A 20,247-nucleotide genomic window follows, 5' to 3' on the forward strand; every position below is an offset into this window, starting at 1 on the left:
GGGAAGATTTCAGAGCCCTCTCCCGCCGACAGAGGGGTTGGGGTGAGGGTGCGGGGCGAAGCGCTGTTACCTTTCCACCTGCACATGGCTGCGCCCGTCCGCTCATCCGCCCCTGCGGGGCACCTTCTCCCGCAAGCGGGAGAAGGGAAGATTTCAGAGCCCCTCTCCCGTCGGGAGAGGGGTTGGGGTGAGGGTGTGGGGCCAAGCCCTGGTACCGTTCCACCTGCACATGGCTCCGCCCATCCCCTCATCCGCCCCTGCGGGGCACCTTCTTCCGCAAGCGGGAGAAGGGAAGATTTCAGAGCCCTCTCCCGCCGACAGAGGGGTTGGGGTGAGGGTGCGGGGCGAAGCGCTGTTACCTTTCCACCTGCACATGGCTGCGCCCGTCCGCTCATCCGCCCCTGCGGGGCACCTTCTCCCGCAAGCGGGAGAAGGGAACAACAAGTCACCGCGCTTTTAACCAATCCCCAATCCCGACTCCCCAATCCCCGCCCCCATGCACCTGGCCCTGTTCGACTTCGACCACACCATCACCACCTGCGATACCTATGCGCGCTTCCTGCGCAAGGTCGCCACGCCCGCGCAGCTGGCGTCGGCAAAGTGGAAGGTCGGTCCGTGGGTGCTGGGCTATCGGCTCGGCATGGTGTCGGCCGCCGCGCTGCGTGCGCGGGTGACGCGCATGGTGTTCAGCGGCCGTGCGCTGGACGAGATGACCGCGCACGGCGCGGACTACGCGCGCAGCGCACTGCCGGGCGTGCTGCGTGCAGAGATGATGCAACGCATCGACTGGCACCAGGCGCAAGGGCATGAGGTGGTACTGGTGTCGGCATCGGTGGACCTGTATCTGCAGCCATGGTGCACCCAGCATGGGCTGTCGCTGATCTGCAACCGGCTGGACCACAGCGACGGCCGCCTGAGCGGACGGTATGCCGACAGCGACTGCGGACCGCACAAGGCCGCGCAGATCCGCGCGCGCTATGACCTGTTGCAGTACGACTGCGTGCACGCCTACGGCGACAGCCGCGAAGACAAGCCGATGCTGGCACTGGCGCAGCAGCGCTGGTATCGCGGCAATCCGCTGCACTGATCGCCCATGCCCGTCTCCGCGCCCTCCCTGGTCGAACGCCTCGACCGCCTGCTGCCACAGACCCAATGCGGTCAATGCGGCTACGACGGCTGCCGCCCCTATGCACAGGCCATGGCCGACGGACTGGCCGACGTCGACCATTGCCCGCCGGGCGGCGATGCGGGCGCACGTGCCCTTGCGCAGGTGCTGGAGGTGCCGGCGCGCCCCTTCGATCGCAGCCGCGGCGCGCACAAACCACCACAGGTGGCCTGGATCGTGGAGGCCGATTGTATCGGCTGCACCAAATGCATCCAGGCCTGTCCGGTGGATGCGATCGTCGGCGGAGCCAAGCACATGCACACGGTGATTGCGCCGCTGTGCACTGGCTGCGAGCTTTGCCTGCCGGCGTGCCCGGTGGATTGCATCGCCTTGCGCGTCCTCGGCTAGGCAACGCGAGCGCAAGCCGGCGCGACCCGTCCGGCACGACCGGCAGTGCACGTTGCATCCTCCACCTGTGGCTCTGCGATTGCTGCGCAGGCGCTAACCGAGGCCAGATGTGGCGGGTCTGCTCGCCAGCCACCTCGACGCACGTCGCAACGGTGAACCGACCTGTCGGCATGACCGGCGACGCCTTCCCCGCGCAACGGCCCGAAATCGCGCCACCGGCCATGGCGGCCGCACCCTACCTTCGGTCAGGAACGTCCTGACGCCGCCGGCGCATCCATGCTGCGGCTGTGCCCGTATGCATAGGCACTCCCATCGAGGAATCGGCCGATGCGCCCATTCGCTGCTGTCGTTGCTGCGCTGGCACTCCGCTGCCGGCCGATTCCGCCGTTGCTGCTGCTGGTGCTGGGCAACGCGCCGCTCAGCGCGGCAGCGGTCACGCGGGTGGACGGCGATGTCTTCGATGCCGACAAGGGCGCGCTGCGCTACCGCGAGTCGCATTGGCTGCTCGACGATGGCGGGCGGCTGGTGCTGTACCGCTGCCCGAACGGGCAAGCGTTCGCACGCAAGCAGGTCGATGGCGGCGGCAGCTCGCCCGATTTCAGTCTGATCGACGGTCGCGACGGCTACCGCGAAGGCGTGCGCAGGCGCAATGGCGTGCGCGAGATGTTCCAGCAGCCGCCCGGCAAGCCGGAGCGCAGCACGGCATTACCGGCCGGCGAAGACGAGCGCGTGATCGATGCCGGTTTCGATGCCTATCTGCGCAACCACTGGGATGCGCTGGCCAGCGCCCCGCAACGTGTGGACTTCGTCTTGCCCAGCTTGCAGCGGCAGTTGGCGTTCCGGGTCGAACGCGTCGACGACAGCGCCGGCCAGCGTCGCTTCCGCATTTCGCTCGACGCCTGGTATGGCGCGGCAGTGCCCTCGCTGGAGGTGCGTTACGCGATCGCCAGCAAACGTCTGCTCGAGTTCCGCGGCGTGGGCAATCTGCGCGACGCACAGGGGCGCTACCCGCGCGTGCGCATCGTGTTTCCGGACACCGCTGCGGGTGCCGCCAGTGCAGATGAACTGCGCCAGGCACGCGAGCAGCCGCTGACCCGCAGCTGCAGCGCGTCATGAGCCAGGCCCGCGTCATCTTCACGTTCGACCACGCGCCGTTGCGTACAACGGCCCGGGCACCCACTCCCTGTACAGGAACACGTCCATGGCAAAGGCTTATCTCTGGCTCAACGCAGTGCTCTACGTCGTCCTGGCGATCTGGTGCACGCTGTCGCCGACCAAGACCGCAAACGCGGTTGGCTATACCCAGCTCTCGCCGGCCGGGCAATCGGAGTATCTGGTCATCTATGGCGGGCTGCAGCTGGGCATGGCGTTCTTGTTCGGCTACTTCGCCTGGATCAATCAACCGCGCACCGGTCTGCTGGTCGCACTGGCGTTCTACGTGCCCATCGTGTTGTTCCGCAGCGTCTCGCTGTCGCGCCTGTGGCCGGTGTCCACGCCAACCGTCGCACTCGCCGGTGTCGAGATCCTGCTGCTGCTCGCTGCCGTGCTGTTGTGGCTGCGCAAGTGACAGACAGCGCCTGCGCACTCCGGTAGCATCGCCCCCACCTTACCCAACGCCCGACCGCATGAGTGCCATTCCTGGCCACGACGACGATGAAACCGGACGCCTGCTGACCGCAACCGCGGGCGGCGACCGGCATGCCTTCGAAGCGCTGTACCGGCAGACCTCGCCCAAGCTGTTCGGGGTCTGCCTGCGCATGATCCCGCAACGTGCCGAGGCCGAAGAGGTGCTGCAGGACGTGTTCACGCTGATCTGGCACAAGGCCGGGCAGTTCGACCCCGCGCGCGCGCGCGGGCTGACCTGGCTGGCGATGATCGCGCGCAACAAGGCGATCGATCATCTACGCGCCAACGCGCCGCAGCGCCGCAACGTCGCGCTGGACGATGCCGGCGAACTGCGCGATGGCGATGCGTCGCCGCTGGAGCGTACCGAGCGTGCCAGTACGCGTCGCCGCATCGACCATTGCCTGGCCGAACTCGAACCGCCGCGCAGCGAACTGATTCGCACCGCATTCTTCGAAGGCATCACCTACGAGGAACTCGCCGCGCGCACCGACACACCGATCGGCACGGTCAAAAGCTGGATCCGCCGCAGCCTGGCCAAACTCAAGGCATGTCTGGAACGATGAGCACGCCCTTTCCCATCGACCAGGAACCGCCGCGCGAAGTGTTGGCCGGCGAATACGTGCTCGGCCTGCTGAGCGCAGAAGAACGCCTGGCAGCAGAACAACGCATCGCCACCGACGCCCAGTTCGCGCAGGCGGTCCTGCAATGGCAGGATCTGCTGGCCCCGCTGCTGGAAGACATCGCCGCCGTGACCCCGCCCGATCAGGTCTGGGCGCAGGTGCGGCAGGTGCTGGGCTTCGACACGCCGCTCCGCGCGGTGACATCGGCCGCGCCGGCAGCCACTACCGGCACCCCGGCCACGCCATTGTGGAACAACGTCCGCGTGTGGCGTTGGGCCAGCGCCGGCGGCCTGGCGACCGCTGCAGTGTGCGTGCTCGCCTTGCTGAACCTGCGCACGCCGCCGGCACCGGTACCGCCCGTGGGCGATACGCCGGTGGTACAGACGCCGGTCACCCCGCCTGCGGCCACCACACCGCCGGAGACCGGCATCGCAATGACATCGACGCTGGCGACCGAAGACGGACGTCCGGGCTATGTGGCGCTGATGGATGCCGACAAGCACACCATCACGGTGACGCCGCTGGATCGCACCGCCACCGCCGACAAGGTGCCCGAGCTGTGGCTGATCACCCCGGACGGCAAGGCGCATTCGATGGGCACCTTCGACGATCAGCGCGCGCGTCGCGCGCAGATTCCCGACCAGCTGATGCCCATGCTCAGCAACGAGGCGATTCTGGCGGTGACGCTGGAGCCGCCGGGCGGCGCGCCGGGTGGCGTGGCCACCGGCACGGTGGTCGCCAAGGGCGGCATCAGCACGCTGGCAATGGCGCCCTGATCGGATGCCCGGGCAGTTGCTGCGCCGCCGGACGGGGCGCAGCAACTGCGCGATGGAGTCATCGTTCTCACCGCCCTTGCGTGCCTTCCGCACCGGGATGAGCACGCCTGCCCAGCGCGATGGCTTTACGCACCCGCGCTGCCCGCACCGGCGACTTCACAACCCACCTCATCTGCGTCACTGATACTGAGCGCACATATCGGTGTGCGCGCTTGCGTCCTGGGGGTGCGCAAACGCGTCAATCCCACCCTTGCATGCGACGATCAAGCGGGCTGGTGCATCTGTTTGCCGGCAGCTTGCGTACAGGGTTTCGATAACCTACGGAGAACCACGCGTGCCGAGCACTGGACTCGACCCCCACGTCGCATCGCCTCAGCCCCCGCCCAAGCATCGCGGCTGGGTGGCATCGCGCATCGGCAGCCTGCGTCGCTGGGTGGATTCGCAAGCCGACGAGCCGCTGGACGAGGCGCGCGCCGATCGCATCGACTGGCTGCGCGCCCTGCCCTTCATCGCGCTGCATGTGGCCTGCCTGGCGGTGTTCTGGGTCGGCGCGTCGTGGTTTGCCGCCGGCATAGCACTGGCGCTGTACGCGCTGCGCATGTTTGCGCTCACCGGCTTCTATCACCGCTATTTTTCCCATCGTGCATTCAAGACCTCGCGCGCATTGCAGTTCGTGTTCGCCGCCATCGGCGCCACCTGCGTGCAGCGCGGGCCGCTGTGGTGGGCGGCGCATCACCGCAACCACCATCGGCACACCGACACCGGCCGCGACCCGCATTCGCCGGCCCAGCACGGGTTCTGGTGGAGCCACACCGGTTGGTTCCTCACTCCGCGCAACTTCCGCACCGACTGGGAGGTGATCCCGGACCTGCGCCGCTTCGGCGAACTGCGTTTCATCGACCGCTTCGACATCGTGATGCCGGTGCTGCTGGCGCTCGGCCTGTATCTGCTTGGCGACTGGCTGGCCGACGCTGCGCCCGCGTTGCACACCAACGGCCCGCAGCTGCTGGTGTGGGGATTTGTGCTGTCCACGGTGGCGCTGTTCCATGCCACCTTCACCATCAATTCGCTGGCCCACCGCTTCGGTAGCCGGCGGTTCGACACGCGCGACGACAGCCGCAACAACTGGCTGCTGGCGTTGATCACCTTCGGCGAAGGCTGGCACAACAACCATCACTTTTTCCCCGGCTCGGCGCGGCAAGGCATGCGCTGGTGGGAGTACGACGTCACGTGGTATGGCCTCAAGGCGATGTCGTGGGTAGGCCTGGTATGGGATCTCAAGCCGATGCCGGCAATGCTCACGCGCCGCGCGCAACGGGTGGCGCGATGAGGGAGGGCAGAATCGCCGTGGTCGGCAGCGGAGTCGCCGGCCTGGGCGCGGCGTGGCTGCTGTCGCGTCGCTACGAAGTCACCTTGTTCGAGGCGGCCGATTATCTCGGCGGCCACACCCACACCCACGACATCCAACTGCACGGCCAGCGCTACGCGGTGGACAGCGGCTTCATCGTGTTCAACCCGCAGCACTATCCGCTGCTCACCCGCATGTTCGCCGAGCTGGACGTGGCCTCGCAGCCGACCACGATGAGTTTTTCGGTGCACGATGCCGGCAGCGGGCTGGAGTACAACGCCGGCAGCCTGGATGGATTGTTTTGCCAGCGGCGCAATCTGCTCAGCCCGCGCTTCTGGGGCATGCTGGCGGACCTGCGGCGCTTCTATCGGCAGGCGCCGCAGGTACTGCACAGCGACGAGCGCTTCAGCACGCTGGGCGCGTATCTGCAGCGGCATGGCTATTCGGCCGCGTTTCGCGACCAGCATCTGGTACCGATGGCATCGGCGCTGTGGTCATCGCCGTCGCAGACCATCCTTGAATTCCCGATGGGCCAGCTGATCGGCTTCATGGCCAACCACCACATGCTGCAGATCAGCGGCCGGCCGCAGTGGCAGGTGGTGCGTGGCGGGTCCAACAGCTATGTGCGTGCGCTGCGGCGGCGTTGGCAGGTGCTGGAACGCTTGTCCACGCCGGTGCACGCGATCCGGCGCACCCCCGATGGCATCATGCTCAACTCGTTGCGCGGCGAAGAATACTTCGACGAGGTGGTGCTGGCCTGCCATGCCGACGATGCACTGGCCTTGCTCAGCGATGCCACCGAGTCCGAGCGGCAGATCCTGGGCGGCATCACCTACCAGGACAACGACACCGTGCTGCATACCGATGCCCGCGTGCTGCCGCGCGACAAACGCGCGTGGGCGGCGTGGAACGCGCATGTGCCGGCCGACCCGCAGGCGCCATGCACGGTGAGTTACTGGATGAATGCGCTGCAGTCGATCGACGCGCCGCAGCCCTTCATCGTCAGCCTCAACCGCGACCACGACATCGACCCGGCCAAGGTGCTGCGGCGCATGCGCTATCGCCACCCGGTGCAGAACGCTGCCGCGCTGGCGGCGCAGGACCGCAAGGCAGAGATCCAGGGCAGGCACCACACCTGGTTTGCCGGTGCGGCATGGGGCTTCGGCTTCCACGAAGACGGCCTGCGCAGCGGCGTGGATGTGGCCCATGGCCTGGGAGTGACCTGGTAATGCAACTGCTGCGCGAAGCCAGCACCGACGCGGTGCCGCTGCCTCCCGGTGAGGACAGCGGTGCCGGCAGCGTGGCGGGCGGCTTGCGCAGCGCGATCTACACCGGATGGGTGCGGCATCGCCGCTTCGCGCCCAAACCGCTGGATTTCCGTTACCGCCTGTTCCTGATGTACCTGGACCTGTCCGAACTGGATCAGGTGTTCGCCCATCGCTGGCTATGGTCGGTAGGCCGCGCCAATCTGGCGCAGTTCCGCCGCAGCGACTACCTGGGCGATCCCAGCGTTCCGCTGGACCAGGCAGTGCGCGATTGCGTGCAGGCGCAGACCGGCGAGCGCCCGGAAGGCGCCATTCGGCTGCTGACGCATCTGCGTTACTTCGGCCACGTGTTCAACCCGGTGAGCTTTTATTACTGCTTCGACCGGCATGACGGCTTGCGCTGGATCGTGGCGGAAATCACCAACACGCCCTGGCAGCAACGTCACACCTATGTGCTGCCGGTGGCGCAGGCCCGCACGCATCGCGATGTGCATGCATGGCGCTTCGACAAACGCTTTCACGTCTCGCCGTTCATGGGCATGCAGCACCGCTACGACTGGCGCTTCAGCGTGCCGGATGCGCAACTGCGCGTGCATATGGACGTACTGGATGCCAATGACGACGACGTTGCCGACGCAATCGACAACAGCGGCACCCGACGCTTCGATGCCACGCTGGTCCTGCAACGTCAGCCGCTGACCGCGCGCACGCTGGCGCGCACCCTGCTCGCCTACCCCTTGATGACCGTGCAGGTGGTGCTCGCCATCCACTGGCAGGCCCTGCGCCTGTGGCTGCGCGGCAACCCTGTCCACGATCACCCCCATCCGCCTGTGCGAGATCCCCGATGAACGCCACGTCCCTGCCCGACACTGCTGCGCCGCGCGCGGCTTCCTGGACGGACCGCCTGCTGCGCAAGCGCCTGCTGGCCACACTCGGCGACCTGCGCGACGGGCAGCTGCAGCTGCGCGAAGCCGACACGGTCACCACGCTGGGTAACGCCAGCGGTGCGCACGCGTTGCAAATGCAGTTGCGCGTCATCGACCCGGATTTCTATCGGCAGGCCGCACTCAACGGCAGCGTCGGCGCGGGCGAGTCGTACATGGACGGGCAATGGCAGTGCGACGATCTGGTCGGACTGATGCGCCTGCTGTTGCGCAATCGCGACCGGCTGGATGCGATGGAGACCGGCATCGCGCGCCTGGGTGGCTGGGCGATGCGCAGCCTGCATGCGTTTGCGCGCAATACCCGCAGCGGCAGCCGGCGCAACATCGCCGCGCACTACGACCTGGGCAACCCGCTGTTCAAGCTGTTTCTGGATCAGAACCTGATGTACTCGTCGGCGATCTTCGTCGATGGCGAAGAAGCCCAGGGCGAAGCGGCGCTGGAACGTGCGGCCACGCGCAAGCTCGAACGCATCTGCCAGAAGTTGCGCCTCGGCCCGCAGCATCATGTCGTCGAGATCGGCACCGGCTGGGGCGGGTTTGCACTGCATGCGGCGCGCGAACACGGCTGCCGCGTCACCACCACCACCATTTCGCGCGAGCAGTTCGATCTGGCGAGCGAGCGCATCGCCGAAGCCGGCTTGAGCGATCGGGTCAGCGTGTTGTTGAGCGACTACCGCGACCTGCAGGGCCGCTACGACCGCGTGGTGTCGATCGAGATGATCGAGGCGATCGGCCACCAGTATCTGGACACCTACTTCGCCAAGGTCGGCAGCCTGCTCGGCGACGATGGCGAGGCGCTGATCCAGGCCATCACCATCGAGGATCATCGCTACAAGCAGGCGCTGCACTCGGTGGACTTCATCAAGCGGCATATCTTCCCCGGCAGCTTCATTCCGTCGGTGGCCGCGATGACCGGGGCGGTAGCGCGCGCCAGCGATCTGCGCCTGTTCCATCTCGAAGATATCGGTCCCAGCTATGCGCTGACATTGCGCGCCTGGCGGCAGCGCTTCATGGCGCAGCTGCCGCAGGTGCGCGCACTGGGCTATGACGAGCGCTTCATCCGCATGTGGGAGTTCTACCTGGCCTATTGCGAAGCCGGTTTTCTGGAACGTTCGATCGGCGACGTGCACCTGTGGCTGAGCAAGCCCGGCGCACGCCCGCCGCAGTTCGTGCCCGGTCTTGCGTGAGGCATGAAGCAGCTCGACAACTATCTCGGCTTGCAGGTGCTCTGGGTGGTGGCGGTGGCCGCTGCCGCGCACGGCCGCGTCTGGCCAACGCTACTGGTGCTGGCGCTGTTTGCGCTGTATCAACTGTGGCCCTCGCGACGCGCGCCCGGCGATGTGCCGTTGCTGATCGCCGCATTGGCGCTGGGCCTGCTGCTGGACACCACGCTGGCAGCGGGGGGCTGGGTGCGGTACGCCGCGGAGTGGCCCGGTAGCGTGTTGGCGCCGGCATGGATTCTGGCGCTGTGGGTGGGCTTTGCGCTCACGCTCAATCATTCGTTGCGCAGCGTGATGCAACGCCCGTGGCTGGCGGTGGTGCTTGGCGCCATCTTCGGCCCGTTTTCGTACTGGCTGGCGCAACGCAGCTGGCATGCAGTGGAACTGTCGGCACCGCCGCTGCATGCGGTACTCGCCGTCGGCATCGGCTGGGGCGTGGCCTGCGGCGTGTTGTCGCTGTATGCACGGCGTCTGGCGCGACCATTGCCGCACGACATGACCGGAGAACTGCAATGACTGTGTGGCCGCTGCTGCATGTGGGCGTATTCGCAAGTGGGGTGATGGTGCTGGGCTGGCTATGGCAACGCCGTAGCGGCAATGCCGGCCCGGTGGACGTGTTGTGGGCGGCCTGCCTGGCGATTGCTGCGCCGTATTGCGCGTGGATGTCCGACGGTGCGTTGCTGCCGCGCGTGTTGGTGGCGGTGCTTGGCGGTCTGTGGGGCGCGCGTCTGGCCTGGCATCTGGGCGTGCGCGTGTTCGGCGACCCGCACGAAGACGGCCGTTATCGCGCCCTGCGCGAACACTGGAACGGCGACCAGCGCAAGTTTCTCGGTTTCTTCCTGGCCCAGGCGGTGGTGGTGGTGCTGTTTGCGGTGCCGTTCCTGGCTGCGGCCAGCAACCCGAACCCGGCGTGGAGCGGATGGAGCACGTTGGCGGTCGTGGTGTGGCTGGTTGCCGTCGGCGGCGAGGCACTGGCCGACCGGCAGCTGTCTGCGCACAAGGCCGACCCGGCCAATCGCGGCAAGACCTGTCGCAAGGGACTGTGGCGGTATTCGCGCCATCCCAATTATTTCTTCGAGTTCGTGCATTGGTTCGCCTATCTGGCCTTGGCGGTCGGCGCCGGGCCCTGGCCGGTGGCGCTGTGCGCGCTCGGGCCGGTGGTGATGTTCGTGTTCCTGTATCGCTTCACCGGTATTCCCTACACCGAGCAGCAGGCCCTGCGCTCGCGTGGCGAGGATTACGCGCACTACCAGCGCACCACCAGTGCGTTTTTCCCGCTTCCCCCTTCGTCCTGAGTTGCCTGGAGAGTCGCATGTCCACCGTCCCCGCCCCGCCCTCCTCGCTGCCCGAAGAAGCCTTTGTCACCCGTCTGGCCGAATCCGGCGTGCTGCCCGACGCCGCGTTGCGTTACGGCATCCGGCGTCTGTGCGCGCAGCGCCTGCGCGATGAGCGCGGCGGCGCTGCCGATGCCAACGGCGAGCGGCAGCGCGTCTTCATCGACAGCCTGCGCGCCAGCGCGATCGCGATCGAAACCGATGCCGCCAATCGCCAGCACTACGAATTGCCGCCGCAGTTCTTCACCCTGTGCCTGGGCAAGCGGTTGAAATACAGCAGCTGCTACTGGGACGCGAGCACACCGGACCTGGACGCGGCCGAAGAACGCATGCTGGCGCTGTACGGGGAGCGCGCCGAGCTGGCCGATGGCCAACGCATCCTGGAACTGGGCTGCGGCTGGGGCTCGCTGACCTTGTGGATGGCCGAGCGCTACCCCAACGCCACCATTACCGCGGTGTCCAACTCACGCCCGCAGCGCGCGCACATCCTGGAGCAGTGCCGCATCCGCGGCCTGGGCAACGTGCAGGTCATCACCGCCGACGTCAACGCGCTGGCGCTGCCGCCGGGCAATTTCGACCGCGTGGTGTCGGTGGAAATGTTCGAGCACATGCGCAACTACCGCGATCTGCTTGCACGTGTAGGCAGCTGGCTGGCGCCCGGCGGCAAGCTGTTCGTGCACATCTTCTGCCACCGCGATCTGGCCTATCCGTTCGAGGTGGCCGGCGAAGACAACTGGATGGGGCGGCATTTCTTCACCGGCGGGCTGATGCCGGCGGCCGACACCCTGCTGCATTTCCAGCAGGACGTGGTGATCGAACAGCGCTGGGTCCTGTCGGGCGAGCACTACGAAAAAACCGCCAATGCCTGGCTGGAAAACCAGGACCGCCACCGCGCGCAGATCATGCCGCTGTTGAGGCAGACCTATGGCGACGATGCGCAGCGCTGGTGGCAGCGTTGGCGCATGTTCTGGCTGGCCTGCGCGGAGCTGTTCGGCTACGACCACGGCCGCGAATGGGGTGTGGCGCACTACCGCTTCGTCAAACGCTGAGGGCACGCTGCCTCGAACGCCTGGATGGCGATGACGGACCAGCGGCCACCGCTGCCGTGCATCGCGACGTAAACGAACCATCGAAGCGGTTGGCGATGGAGAGAGGGCGCGACAGACCGCAGTCGCGCATCGTGGCAGCCTGCGCATTGCAGGCGACCTGACGCGCAACGCGCTCGGACCTTAGATGGCAAAGCGCACCAAGCACGACGCAGCTGAGCCGATGCCATGCATCGGCATCCATGCACCGCGCTTACACGCGCGCAGTGCGGGGGAGACACACCGGCGGCAGACACCGCCACGCACCCCGGCGGATGCGCGGCTGTATCGATAAGCGCATGCAGCGCGCGATCAGCCCGCCGCGGCGGTGATCACGATCTCCACCTTCCATTCCGGCCGCGCCAGTTTGGCTTCGACCGTGGCGCGCGCAGGCGTGAAGCCGTGCGGCACCCATTCGTCCCAGGCGGCGTTCATGCCGTCGAAATCGGCGATGTCGGCCAGATAGATTTCGGCGCGCAGAATCTTGGTCTTGTCGCTGGCCGCCTGCGCCAGCAGCTTGTCGATCTCGGCCAGCACCTGGCGGGTCTGCCCGGTGATGTCTTCGCTGGTGTCATCGGCAATCTGGCCGGCCAGGTAGCACACGCCGCCATGGACGGTCATTTCGGACATACGCGGACCCGCATCGAATCGCTGCAGCATTTCAGACTTCCTACGGTTGATTGACCCGGCCATTGTCACGCGAATGCGCGGTGCGTGCAGCCCCACCGCGTACGGTGTGCGTCAGCCACAGCCCCACCCGCACCATCCAGGCCACGATCAGCACGATGGCGATCTTCTGGCTGATCCCCGGCGGCGCGCTGGTGACCGTGACATGGAACAGCAGCACCGCAAATGCCGCCCAACCGAGCACGCATGCTCCGACCCAATGCGCGCGCCATGCGCGATCGCGGCCGAAGTACCACGACTGCAGCAACACCGCCGCGATCACGCACAGGAACGTGGCGTCGGCCGACACCACATGCACCAGTGTTGCCGCGTCTGGCGCCAGCTCCGGCATCCAGCTGTCGCCGATCGCCACCGCGCACAAGCCCAGCCCTGCCAGCCAGAACAATCCCAACACCGTGCGGCTGCGTGCCGCCGGCGCCAGCGCCGCATACAGGCCCGCCGCCAGCCACGCCATCGCTGCGGCCAACAGGCAGTACGCCGTGCGCAGCAGCAGGCCGTAGGCGCCGTGCAGATAGGCGCTGAGTTGCGCGTCGATCCACCACAGATCGCCGCGTAGCCACTGCAGCACCAGTACCAGCCCGATGAAGGCCAGGCCGGCGGCAGCGGCCAGCGCCCCGGCATGCCCGCTCCAGCGTGGCGCCCCCCCCGGGGTGGCCTGCGCACCATCCGTGCGAAAGTCGGTCGTGCGCATCAGCAGCCTGTCTGCCTTCCAACGGTAACGCCGTTCATCCATTCCCCTGCGGCACGCACCTGCGCCTTTGCCCTATGATGCGCGCGGCCGTCCCGGGCCGACAGGTGTCGGCTCTCACGAACCCTGCGTTCACCTCGTTTCGGCACTTCGCGATCACGCTGCATGCTTCTTCAACCCGCTTGGCACATGCAGATCTTTGCGCACGCGGCACGTATCGTGCATGCGTCCTCTTTCCCTCTTATGCAGATCCCGTTGCCCTCATGACGGATACCCCCGTGTCTTCCGAAGCGCCTGCCAGCGGTTGGCGTCGCGCCCTGCCGGTCATCATCAGCCTGGCGATCCTGGCCATGGCGCTGCACGCGCTGTCGGCGCAGTTCACCGACCATGGGTACCGCCAGATCCGCCAGGCGTTCCGGGCGCTGGGCGCGGGGCAGATCGCACTGACCCTGCTGCTCGGGTTGAGCAGCTACGCCTGCCTGGTGGGTTTCGACTGGGTGGGGCTCAAGCGCACCGGCAAGCGGCTGCATCCGGCCCGGGTAGGCATCACTGCCTTCATGGCGCATGCGGTCGGCCAGACGCTGGGCTTTGCCGCGCTCACCGGTGGCGCGGTCCGCCTGCGCGGCTATGGCAGCGTCGGGCTGACCCTGGCCGAGATTGGCCAGGTGGTGCTGATGAGCACGCTGGGCTTCATCTTCGGCGCCTGGGTGCTGCTCGGGCTTGCGCTGATGCTGGAACCGGAAGCGGCCGCGCGTGCCCTGCCGATCACCGCAGAAGGCATCCGCATCGCCGGCATCGCCTTGCTGGCCGGCTATGTGGCGATGCTGGTGCTGGTGGGCAAACAAGGCCGTGAGTTCGGGATCCGCAGCCATCGCTTCTGGTTGCCCGACCGCACCACCGTGCTCGGCGTCACCGCCCTCAGCGTGGTCGAGCTGGGCCTGGCAGCGGCGGCGTTCTACGTTCTGTTGCCGCCGGATCCGGGCACCGGTTACTTCGGTTTTATCGGCATCTGGCTGGTGGCGGTGGTGGCCGGCCTGATCTCCACCGTGCCGGCCGGGCTGGGCGTGTTCGAGTGGAGCCTGCTCAAGCTGCTGCCGCATGTGACGCCTGCCGCCGTGCTGGCTGCGGCGCTGGCGTACCGGGTCACCTACTACATCGTGCCGCTGCTGATTTCGGTCGCGATGGCGGCCGCCTCCGGGCTGGGGGCGCCGGTCCGGGCCAGCGCCAGCACCGCACGCACGGTGTGGAAGACGCTGCGTCCGTGGCTGCCGCAGATCCTGGCCCTGGCGGTCTTCGCCGTGGGCGCGGGCCTGATGATCGACGGCACCTTGCCGACGCCGCGTGCGCGCCAGGAAGTGGCGCCGCTGCCACTGATCGAAACCTCGCATCTGCTGGTCAGCCTGGGCGGCATGCTGCTGCTGCTGATCGGCCAGGGCCTGCAGCGCCGCAGTCATGCGGCCTGGATGCTGGCGCTGGGCGTATGCGTGCTGCTGCCGCCGCTGTCGCTGCTGCGCGGCAGCCACATTTCGGTGTCGTTGTCGGCAGCGCTGGCAGCGCTGGCGCTGTGGGCCGCGCGGCGCGAGTTCTACCGCCAGGGCGCGCTACTGGACGAAGCCTGGTCATGGCGCTGGCTGAGCAATCTGGGCCTGGTGCTGGTGGCCACGTTCTGGCTGCTGTTCTTCGTCTACAGCCACGTCGAATACAGCAACGACCTGTGGTGGCAATTCGCCACCTCGGCCAATGCGCCGCGCGCGTTGCGCGCCGCGCTGATCCTGTGCGTGGGCGTGATCATGTTCGGCATGGCGCGGCTGCTGCGCGGCGGGCGCCGACCGATGTCGGCCGCCGATGCGCAAACCCTGCAGACGCTGGCGCCGATTCTGGAAATCAGTACCGACACCCAGGCCTGCCTGGCGTTGACCGGCGACAAGGCGTTTCTGTTCGATGCGCAGGGCCGGGGCTTTGTCATGATGCAGCGCTACGGTGGCTCGCTGATTTCAATGGGCGACCCGGTCGGGCCGCCGGAGGTGGCCCGCGCGCTGATCTGGCGCTTCCGCGAGGAGGCCGACCACATGGGCCTGCGCCCGGTGTTCTACCAGGTCGGCGAAAAATACTGGCAGACCTATCTGGATATGGGCCTGACCCTGGTCAAGCTTGGCGAAGAAGCGATCGTGCCGCTGGAGGGCTTCACCCTGGAAGGCCGCGACCGCGCCGATCTGCGTCAGGCCTGGAACCGCGGCAAGCGTGGCGGCCTGACCTTCCGCATGCTGCAGCCGGAGCAGGTGGACGCCGTGCTGCCGCGCCTGGCCGAGGTATCGGAACAATGGCTGGAAGAAAAATCCGGCGAGGAGAAAGGGTTCTCGCTCGGCAGCTTCGATGCGGACTATCTGCGCCGTTTCCCGGTCGCGGTGGCCGAGGCCGAAGGGCAGATCGTGGCCTTTGCCAATGTGTGGTGGGCACCGGCCGGCGGCGAGCTGTCGGTTGACCTGATGCGGCATAGCGCCGAGGCGCCGAAGGGCACCATGGATTTCCTGTTCATCGAGCTGTTCCTGTGGGGCCAGGCCAATGGCTACACGCGCTTCTCGCTGGGCATGGCGCCGTTGTCGGGGCTGGCCGAACACCGCCTGGCCGGGCGCTGGAATCGCTTCGCCAGCCTGGTCGCACGCCATGGCGAGCGCTTCTACGGCTTCAGCGGGCTACGCCGGTTCAAGTCGAAGTTCGCCCCGACCTGGCGCCCGCGCTATCTGGTCGCGCCGGGCGGCATGCATCTGCCGGCCGCGCTGCTGGACGTGACCCGGCTGATCTCGGTGGACCCCGGCCGGCAGGAATGACGCGATGCACCCGCCTGTCCGCTTTGCGGCGCAGGTGGGTGCGCAGATCGCAGGATGTGGCTGGGCGGTTGGAGCGGTTGCCGCAATGGAGTCAACCATCGCCAGGGGCGCCCCCACAGCTGGCGCACACCAGTGGCACAGCCACACCTGTCAGCGGCCGCGCCCGCCTGGCTGGGAGCGTTGCAGCACTGACAGCCGCGCCTGGTTCAGTGCCTGAGCCGCACCGACCGATGGCAAGGGCATCGTGGTTACGATGCCCTGCACGTCAAGGCGTCGACAAGCCGTGCAGCTGCTCCATGATCACCTTGGACAGGGTCGCGTAATCGCCCTTGAAGTGGTGATCGCCCGGCAGCGCCACGCGCTTGGCGGCCTGCGCCGGCAGGCTCGGGCACAACGCATCGCCATCGTCCTGGCCGTAGATGCACACCGTGGTGCCGGCCGGCAGACGCTGCACTTCCGGCGCGATCGGCAGGCCTTCGTCATCCGAGCCCAGCCAGTTGCTGACATGGAATTCGTAATCGGCCAGCTTGCCGACCGACAGCAGCGCGGTCATGCGGATGTTCTGCCTGGTCTGCGCCGGCAGCTTGTTGATCGCCGCCGGCAGCACATCGGCGCCTTGCGAGAAGCCGATCAGCACCACGCGCTTGCGCTGCCAGCGCTGCGCATACACGCGCGCAATGCGGTCCAGGTCGGTGGCGAAGCCCTGCGGCGTGCGCTCGGTCCAGAAGTATCGCAGCGAATCCAGCCCGACCACCGGGATGCCCTGCGCGGCGAGCGCATCGGCGACTTCTTCGTCCAGCCCGGCCCAACCGCCGTCGCCGGACACGAAGATCACGAAGGTGTCGTCGTCGCCGTCGCCGTCCGGCTTGGCCGGCAATTCGACCACCGGCAGGTCGGTCAGGCCGCCCGGCGGGGGCGGCAAGGCCACGCCCTTCTGCTCGCCCAGCGAACGGGCTGCGGCACGCAGGCCGGGCAGGATGTCGCCCTGCGCAGACCGCTTGAAGGTGCGGGCCTGCGGAACCTGCTTGAGGAAGGCGTCCTCGGCTGCTGCAGGACACCGTTTGTCCTGGCTGCCGGCCAGCACCCAGGGAATCTGCAGCGTCGCCGGAACCAGGCTATTGCCGCCCGGACGCACACCTGGCTGGCAGATCGCCTGATCGGACACCGTGGCCGGGCACAGACCATCGGTGAGCACGCCGGCCAGCACATGCGGCTTGGCCTGCGCGCCGATGGCATACGCCAGCGCCGCACCTTCGCCATCGCCCACCAGCAACGGCAACCGGTAGGTGGGGATGTGATAGAAGGCCTGCAGGTAGCGCGAGAAGTTCTCCACATCGCCCACCGAAAACGCGCAGGTGCCGCCGGCCTTGCGCAGGACCGCGTACAGATGCGCGGTATCCACCATCGCCACCATCGCGCCATCGTCGCGCAACGCTTGCGCCTGGGCCTGGCGCTTGCCGGCATTGCCTGCGCCCGCCAGCCAGATCACCACGCGCTGCGGCTCGTCCTTGGGCATCAACACCGGGATCTGTTCGAAACGCCCGTGGCTGATCGGTTCCGGAGCCTGGGCGGCGGCCATTCCCGACAGCGTCACCATCGCCGCGCCGCAGAGCGCGCTCCATCGTTCAAGTCGTCGCATGTCGCACCATCGGGAAAAGTGATCCAAAGATAATCGTTCCGGCACTCGCCGCGAAGCGCGGCGCTTCGCTCACCGCGCCTGCGCCAGCTGACGGGCTTCCCAGGCGGCCAGGGCCTGGCGATAACGCGTCATTTCTTCGGCGTACAGATCGTGCACGCACAGCGGGCAGCCGCTTTCGCAGCACTCGTTGGGCGCGGGTGCCTGCGGCGGTTGCGGGCGGGGATCGGAGGCGGACATGGCGCTGTCGTGCATGCGGCTATTGTAGCGTCGTGCGCATCCGCCGCTGCGGAGTCGCGCGCCGCGCGGCGGCAGCGGCGGCTCAGCGACCCAACCGGCGACGCAGGTTGTCCCGCGCGGCCGTATCGATGCGTGCGTGGAAATAGTCGCTGAGAAAGATACGCGGGCGCTTCAGCAGCCCGGCCAGGAAGCGGCGGCGATTGAGCCGGAACAGCAATGCCGGAACATGGCCCCGGTATTCCTCGGCGATCGCGCGGTCGTAAGCATCGAAGACGGCAGCGGGCGCGGCCAGGATCGCCATGTCGCAATCCAGGAACAGCGCGGCCTCCTCGTCCACATCCTGCGGTTGCAGTTGTCCATGGCGCGCGGTGAGCAGGATCAGCGCCTGCACGCGCTGCAGATCCACTTCGGCATGCGGCCACCAGCGCGGGATGCAGTCCATTGCCCACTTCGCAGATTCGGCTTCGTTGTCGCTGCGCCCGGGCTGGTAGATCGCATCGTGGAACAGGACCGCCAGCCAGACCTCCATCGGCCGTTGCCAACCCGGCCCGGCAGCGACCTCGGCATAGTGGTGCAGAAGTGCACGCACGTGGCCGAAGTGATGGTAGGCGCGCGGCGGCGTGGCATAGGCCTGTTCCAACGCGGCCAGATGGTCGGCATGCAACGGCAGGGGTGTGATGGCATCCATGCGCGCAGGCTACCGCGTGCATGCGCGTCTGCACACAGCCTTACCGATCAACGCAGCTTGCGGCCTAACGCAGCGGCCAGCGGCCTTCGATCTGGTAACGCGACTGGCCAAGAAAGCTGCGCACCAGCGCAAAGTCGCGCACCGTCCAGGCAAGCGCGTCGCAACGGCGTTGCGGCAAGCTCTGGTTGCAATACAGCAGCGTCATATGCGGCGTGTACTGCGCATCGCCAGCGATGCCCACGTGTGCCAGCTGACGGCCAAGCGCCCCTTGCAACGCATACAGCCCGCGCACGCGCTCTTCGCCACGCAGCACGCACGGCAGTTGCGAGCGCCGTCCACCGAACGTCCCGACGCGGTCGAACTCGACCTCGAAGGCGTCCATCGCCACCCGCTCGGCGGCCTGGCTTGCACGGCTCACCAACGAGGGCGGCAGCCCGCCGGCGTAATCGCCCAGGTGATGCAAGGTCACATGCAGCCGCTCGCGTCCCAACGGCTTGCCATCCACCTGCCCGCTCTGCAGCAGCCCGTTGGCGATGCCTGCCGCACGCTCGGCAGTGGTGGCGTCGGCCATCACCGCAAAGAACAGACGTTCGGTGGTCTTCTCTTCCCCCAAGCCAAGCGACAACTGCGCCTCGGCCGATGACAGATATAGAAACTGCTGCTTCATGGGGTGATTCCACGACCGCCTGCGCGGGCCTGGCTGAAGAAGGGCGGCGGATACTAGCAGACCTGACGCATGCGCGAATATGCCGCGCAATCCATCGCCAGCGTGGAACACACCAGCGCCGTGGAACGGCACCTTCGATGTGGCGATCTGTTCGCCACATGATGGCCAGCATGCCGCGCACACAAAAAGAAACGGGCAGCTCGCGCTACCCGTTTCCCGCCTGTATCGATCTACTCCGAGAGCTGCATCGGTACAGATGCGCTTCGGTCTTGCTACCGCGTTATGCGGCGTTCTTCATCGCATGCTTGCGATTGCGCATCACGTCGTGACATGCACGCACTTCCGGCAGCAGGCGCAGTGCGGCGTCGCGTGCAGCGGCCGGCGTGTCGGCATCGGCAATGGTTTCATCGAACGCCTTCAGCAGGCGGTCTTCGGATTCTTCCAGCTCGGCCACGTAGCCGTACTTGGTGTCGCCCAGCGTCGCGCGCACCTTGCCGTAGAACTGCTGCATGCTGCCGACCATGGTGCCGTGCTTTTCCGGCGTCCCACCGGCCGAGACGACCACGCTGCTCAGGCTGCTCACGATGTCGGTCTTGACGCCGGCAATGCGGCGAAACAACGTCGCCAGCTCTGCGTCGCCAACCTTGGCCGCGGCTTCGTCGTAGAAGTCCTTGCCGTCGCGGGAAATGGCGATGAGGTCGTTGAGGCTATGCTCGGTCTTGCTCTGAATGCTCATGTGTCGCTCCTTGCTGGATGCGCTGACGCTGCGAAGTGCGATGCGTCGGCTTTCGGGGATTAGCGCAATCGATGCGTTGATTGCGATGCCGTAAACGTTGTGTACGGCTGCATCCTGGCGGCGCGACCATAATCGGCATGTGAGCGATGCGCGGCTCGTCCTCACGCCATCGTGCGGCCGATGAACTGCGATTCATCGATGGCAACGACGCATCAAGAGTCCTTTGGCTGCCGACTCGCCCACATGTTGTCGACCAGGTTCGGATACGGCCGCCCGGCCGCTGCTGCACGCTGTTTCGCGGCGGCTTTCTGTGCCTCGGTCAACGCTGTGGATGCGCTCTTTCGCT

General features: G+C 67.1%; 21 protein-coding genes. 14 read left to right on the forward strand and 7 right to left on the reverse strand.

The window, feature by feature from the left end; genetic code table 11:
- Window positions 1-496: 496 nt before the first annotated feature.
- From FHY19_RS10245 to FHY19_RS10305, 13 genes are all read left to right on the forward strand, one after another.
- A complete protein-coding gene (locus FHY19_RS10245) occupies window positions 497-1,087 on the forward strand; it encodes an HAD family hydrolase (RefSeq protein WP_259153463.1) in 591 nt (196 codons plus the stop codon).
- 6 nt (window positions 1,088-1,093) lie between these two features.
- The gene (gene rnfB / locus FHY19_RS10250) at window positions 1,094-1,513 is read left to right on the forward strand and encodes an Rnf electron transport complex subunit RnfB (RefSeq protein ID WP_259153461.1); all 420 of its coding nucleotides are present in this window, start codon (window positions 1,094-1,096) and stop codon (window positions 1,511-1,513) included.
- A gap of 327 nt (window positions 1,514-1,840) precedes the next feature.
- The gene (locus tag FHY19_RS10255; RefSeq protein WP_259165778.1) at window positions 1,841-2,629 is read left to right on the forward strand and encodes a hypothetical protein; all 789 of its coding nucleotides are present in this window, start codon (window positions 1,841-1,843) and stop codon (window positions 2,627-2,629) included.
- 85 nt (window positions 2,630-2,714) lie between these two features.
- Window positions 2,715-3,080 (forward strand): DUF4345 domain-containing protein, encoded by a 366-nt coding sequence (locus FHY19_RS10260; RefSeq protein WP_259153458.1) that lies wholly within the window; start codon window positions 2,715-2,717, stop codon window positions 3,078-3,080.
- A gap of 58 nt (window positions 3,081-3,138) precedes the next feature.
- Window positions 3,139-3,702, forward strand: a complete 564-nt coding sequence (locus FHY19_RS10265) for a sigma-70 family RNA polymerase sigma factor (protein WP_259153457.1) — start codon at window positions 3,139-3,141, stop codon at window positions 3,700-3,702.
- Window positions 3,699-4,535: an anti-sigma factor gene (locus FHY19_RS10270; protein ID WP_259165808.1), complete on the forward strand. Its 837-nt coding sequence runs from the start codon at window positions 3,699-3,701 to the stop codon at window positions 4,533-4,535. Before FHY19_RS10265 ends, FHY19_RS10270 begins: the two co-directional genes overlap by 4 nt.
- 334 nt (window positions 4,536-4,869) lie before the next feature.
- Window positions 4,870-5,865 (forward strand): fatty acid desaturase, encoded by a 996-nt coding sequence (locus tag FHY19_RS10275; RefSeq protein WP_259153456.1) that lies wholly within the window; start codon window positions 4,870-4,872, stop codon window positions 5,863-5,865.
- Window positions 5,862-7,112, forward strand: a complete 1,251-nt coding sequence (locus FHY19_RS10280) for an FAD-dependent oxidoreductase (protein WP_259165821.1) — start codon at window positions 5,862-5,864, stop codon at window positions 7,110-7,112. Before FHY19_RS10275 ends, FHY19_RS10280 begins: the two co-directional genes overlap by 4 nt.
- The gene (locus FHY19_RS10285; RefSeq protein WP_259165823.1) at window positions 7,112-7,996 is read left to right on the forward strand and encodes a DUF1365 domain-containing protein; all 885 of its coding nucleotides are present in this window, start codon (window positions 7,112-7,114) and stop codon (window positions 7,994-7,996) included. The genes FHY19_RS10280 and FHY19_RS10285 overlap by 1 nt, the downstream gene beginning before the upstream one ends.
- On the forward strand, window positions 7,993-9,279 hold the full coding sequence (locus FHY19_RS10290; protein ID WP_259165824.1) for a cyclopropane-fatty-acyl-phospholipid synthase family protein: 1,287 nt from the start codon (window positions 7,993-7,995) through the stop codon (window positions 9,277-9,279). Before FHY19_RS10285 ends, FHY19_RS10290 begins: the two co-directional genes overlap by 4 nt.
- A 3-nt stretch (window positions 9,280-9,282) precedes the next feature.
- Entirely contained in the window at window positions 9,283-9,828 is a 546-nt protein-coding gene (locus tag FHY19_RS10295) for a DUF2878 domain-containing protein (protein ID WP_259165828.1), read from the forward strand.
- Window positions 9,825-10,607 carry a DUF1295 domain-containing protein gene (locus FHY19_RS10300; protein ID WP_259165842.1) on the forward strand — a complete coding sequence of 261 codons (783 nt, stop codon included), beginning with the start codon at window positions 9,825-9,827 and terminating at the stop codon, window positions 10,605-10,607. Before FHY19_RS10295 ends, FHY19_RS10300 begins: the two co-directional genes overlap by 4 nt.
- Window positions 10,608-10,624: 17 nt before the next feature.
- On the forward strand, window positions 10,625-11,695 hold the full coding sequence (locus tag FHY19_RS10305; RefSeq protein ID WP_259165847.1) for a cyclopropane-fatty-acyl-phospholipid synthase family protein: 1,071 nt from the start codon (window positions 10,625-10,627) through the stop codon (window positions 11,693-11,695).
- A gap of 348 nt (window positions 11,696-12,043) precedes the next feature.
- Here the strand turns inward: FHY19_RS10305 and FHY19_RS10310 are convergent, their stop codons facing one another.
- Both FHY19_RS10310 and FHY19_RS10315 read right to left on the reverse strand, forming a co-directional pair.
- Window positions 12,044-12,391: a RidA family protein gene (locus tag FHY19_RS10310; RefSeq protein WP_046963077.1), complete on the reverse strand. Its 348-nt coding sequence runs from the start codon at window positions 12,389-12,391 to the stop codon at window positions 12,044-12,046.
- 10 nt (window positions 12,392-12,401) lie between these two features.
- Window positions 12,402-13,109 (reverse strand): DUF998 domain-containing protein, encoded by a 708-nt coding sequence (locus FHY19_RS10315; RefSeq protein ID WP_259165849.1) that lies wholly within the window; start codon window positions 13,107-13,109, stop codon window positions 12,402-12,404.
- 260 nt (window positions 13,110-13,369) lie between these two features.
- On the opposite strand from FHY19_RS10315, the gene mprF reads away from it, so the two are divergent.
- Complete coding sequence (mprF, locus tag FHY19_RS10320; protein ID WP_259165852.1) at window positions 13,370-15,934, forward strand: bifunctional lysylphosphatidylglycerol flippase/synthetase MprF; 2,565 nt, start codon at window positions 13,370-13,372, stop codon at window positions 15,932-15,934.
- A gap of 265 nt (window positions 15,935-16,199) precedes the next feature.
- Here mprF and FHY19_RS10325 read toward each other — a convergent pair whose 3' ends face one another.
- The 5 genes from FHY19_RS10325 to FHY19_RS10345 all read right to left on the reverse strand — a co-directional run bounded on the left by FHY19_RS10325 (window position 16,200) and on the right by FHY19_RS10345 (window position 19,901).
- Entirely contained in the window at window positions 16,200-17,573 is a 1,374-nt protein-coding gene (locus tag FHY19_RS10325; RefSeq protein ID WP_259165855.1) for an AcvB/VirJ family lysyl-phosphatidylglycerol hydrolase, read from the reverse strand.
- A gap of 69 nt (window positions 17,574-17,642) precedes the next feature.
- Window positions 17,643-17,825: an oxidoreductase-like domain-containing protein gene (locus tag FHY19_RS10330; protein ID WP_259153442.1), complete on the reverse strand. Its 183-nt coding sequence runs from the start codon at window positions 17,823-17,825 to the stop codon at window positions 17,643-17,645.
- Between the two features lie 67 nt (window positions 17,826-17,892).
- Window positions 17,893-18,498 (reverse strand): hypothetical protein, encoded by a 606-nt coding sequence (locus FHY19_RS10335; protein ID WP_259165858.1) that lies wholly within the window; start codon window positions 18,496-18,498, stop codon window positions 17,893-17,895.
- A 64-nt stretch (window positions 18,499-18,562) separates the two neighbouring features.
- Entirely contained in the window at window positions 18,563-19,165 is a 603-nt protein-coding gene (locus tag FHY19_RS10340) for a 2'-5' RNA ligase family protein (RefSeq protein WP_259165860.1), read from the reverse strand.
- 280 nt (window positions 19,166-19,445) lie between these two features.
- Window positions 19,446-19,901: a PA2169 family four-helix-bundle protein gene (locus FHY19_RS10345; protein WP_104614037.1), complete on the reverse strand. Its 456-nt coding sequence runs from the start codon at window positions 19,899-19,901 to the stop codon at window positions 19,446-19,448.
- Window positions 19,902-20,247 lie beyond the last annotated feature (346 nt).

The organism is Xanthomonas sp. 4461 (genome assembly GCF_024806475.1).
Taxonomy (GTDB): Bacteria; Pseudomonadota; Gammaproteobacteria; order Xanthomonadales; family Xanthomonadaceae; genus Xanthomonas; species Xanthomonas arboricola_F.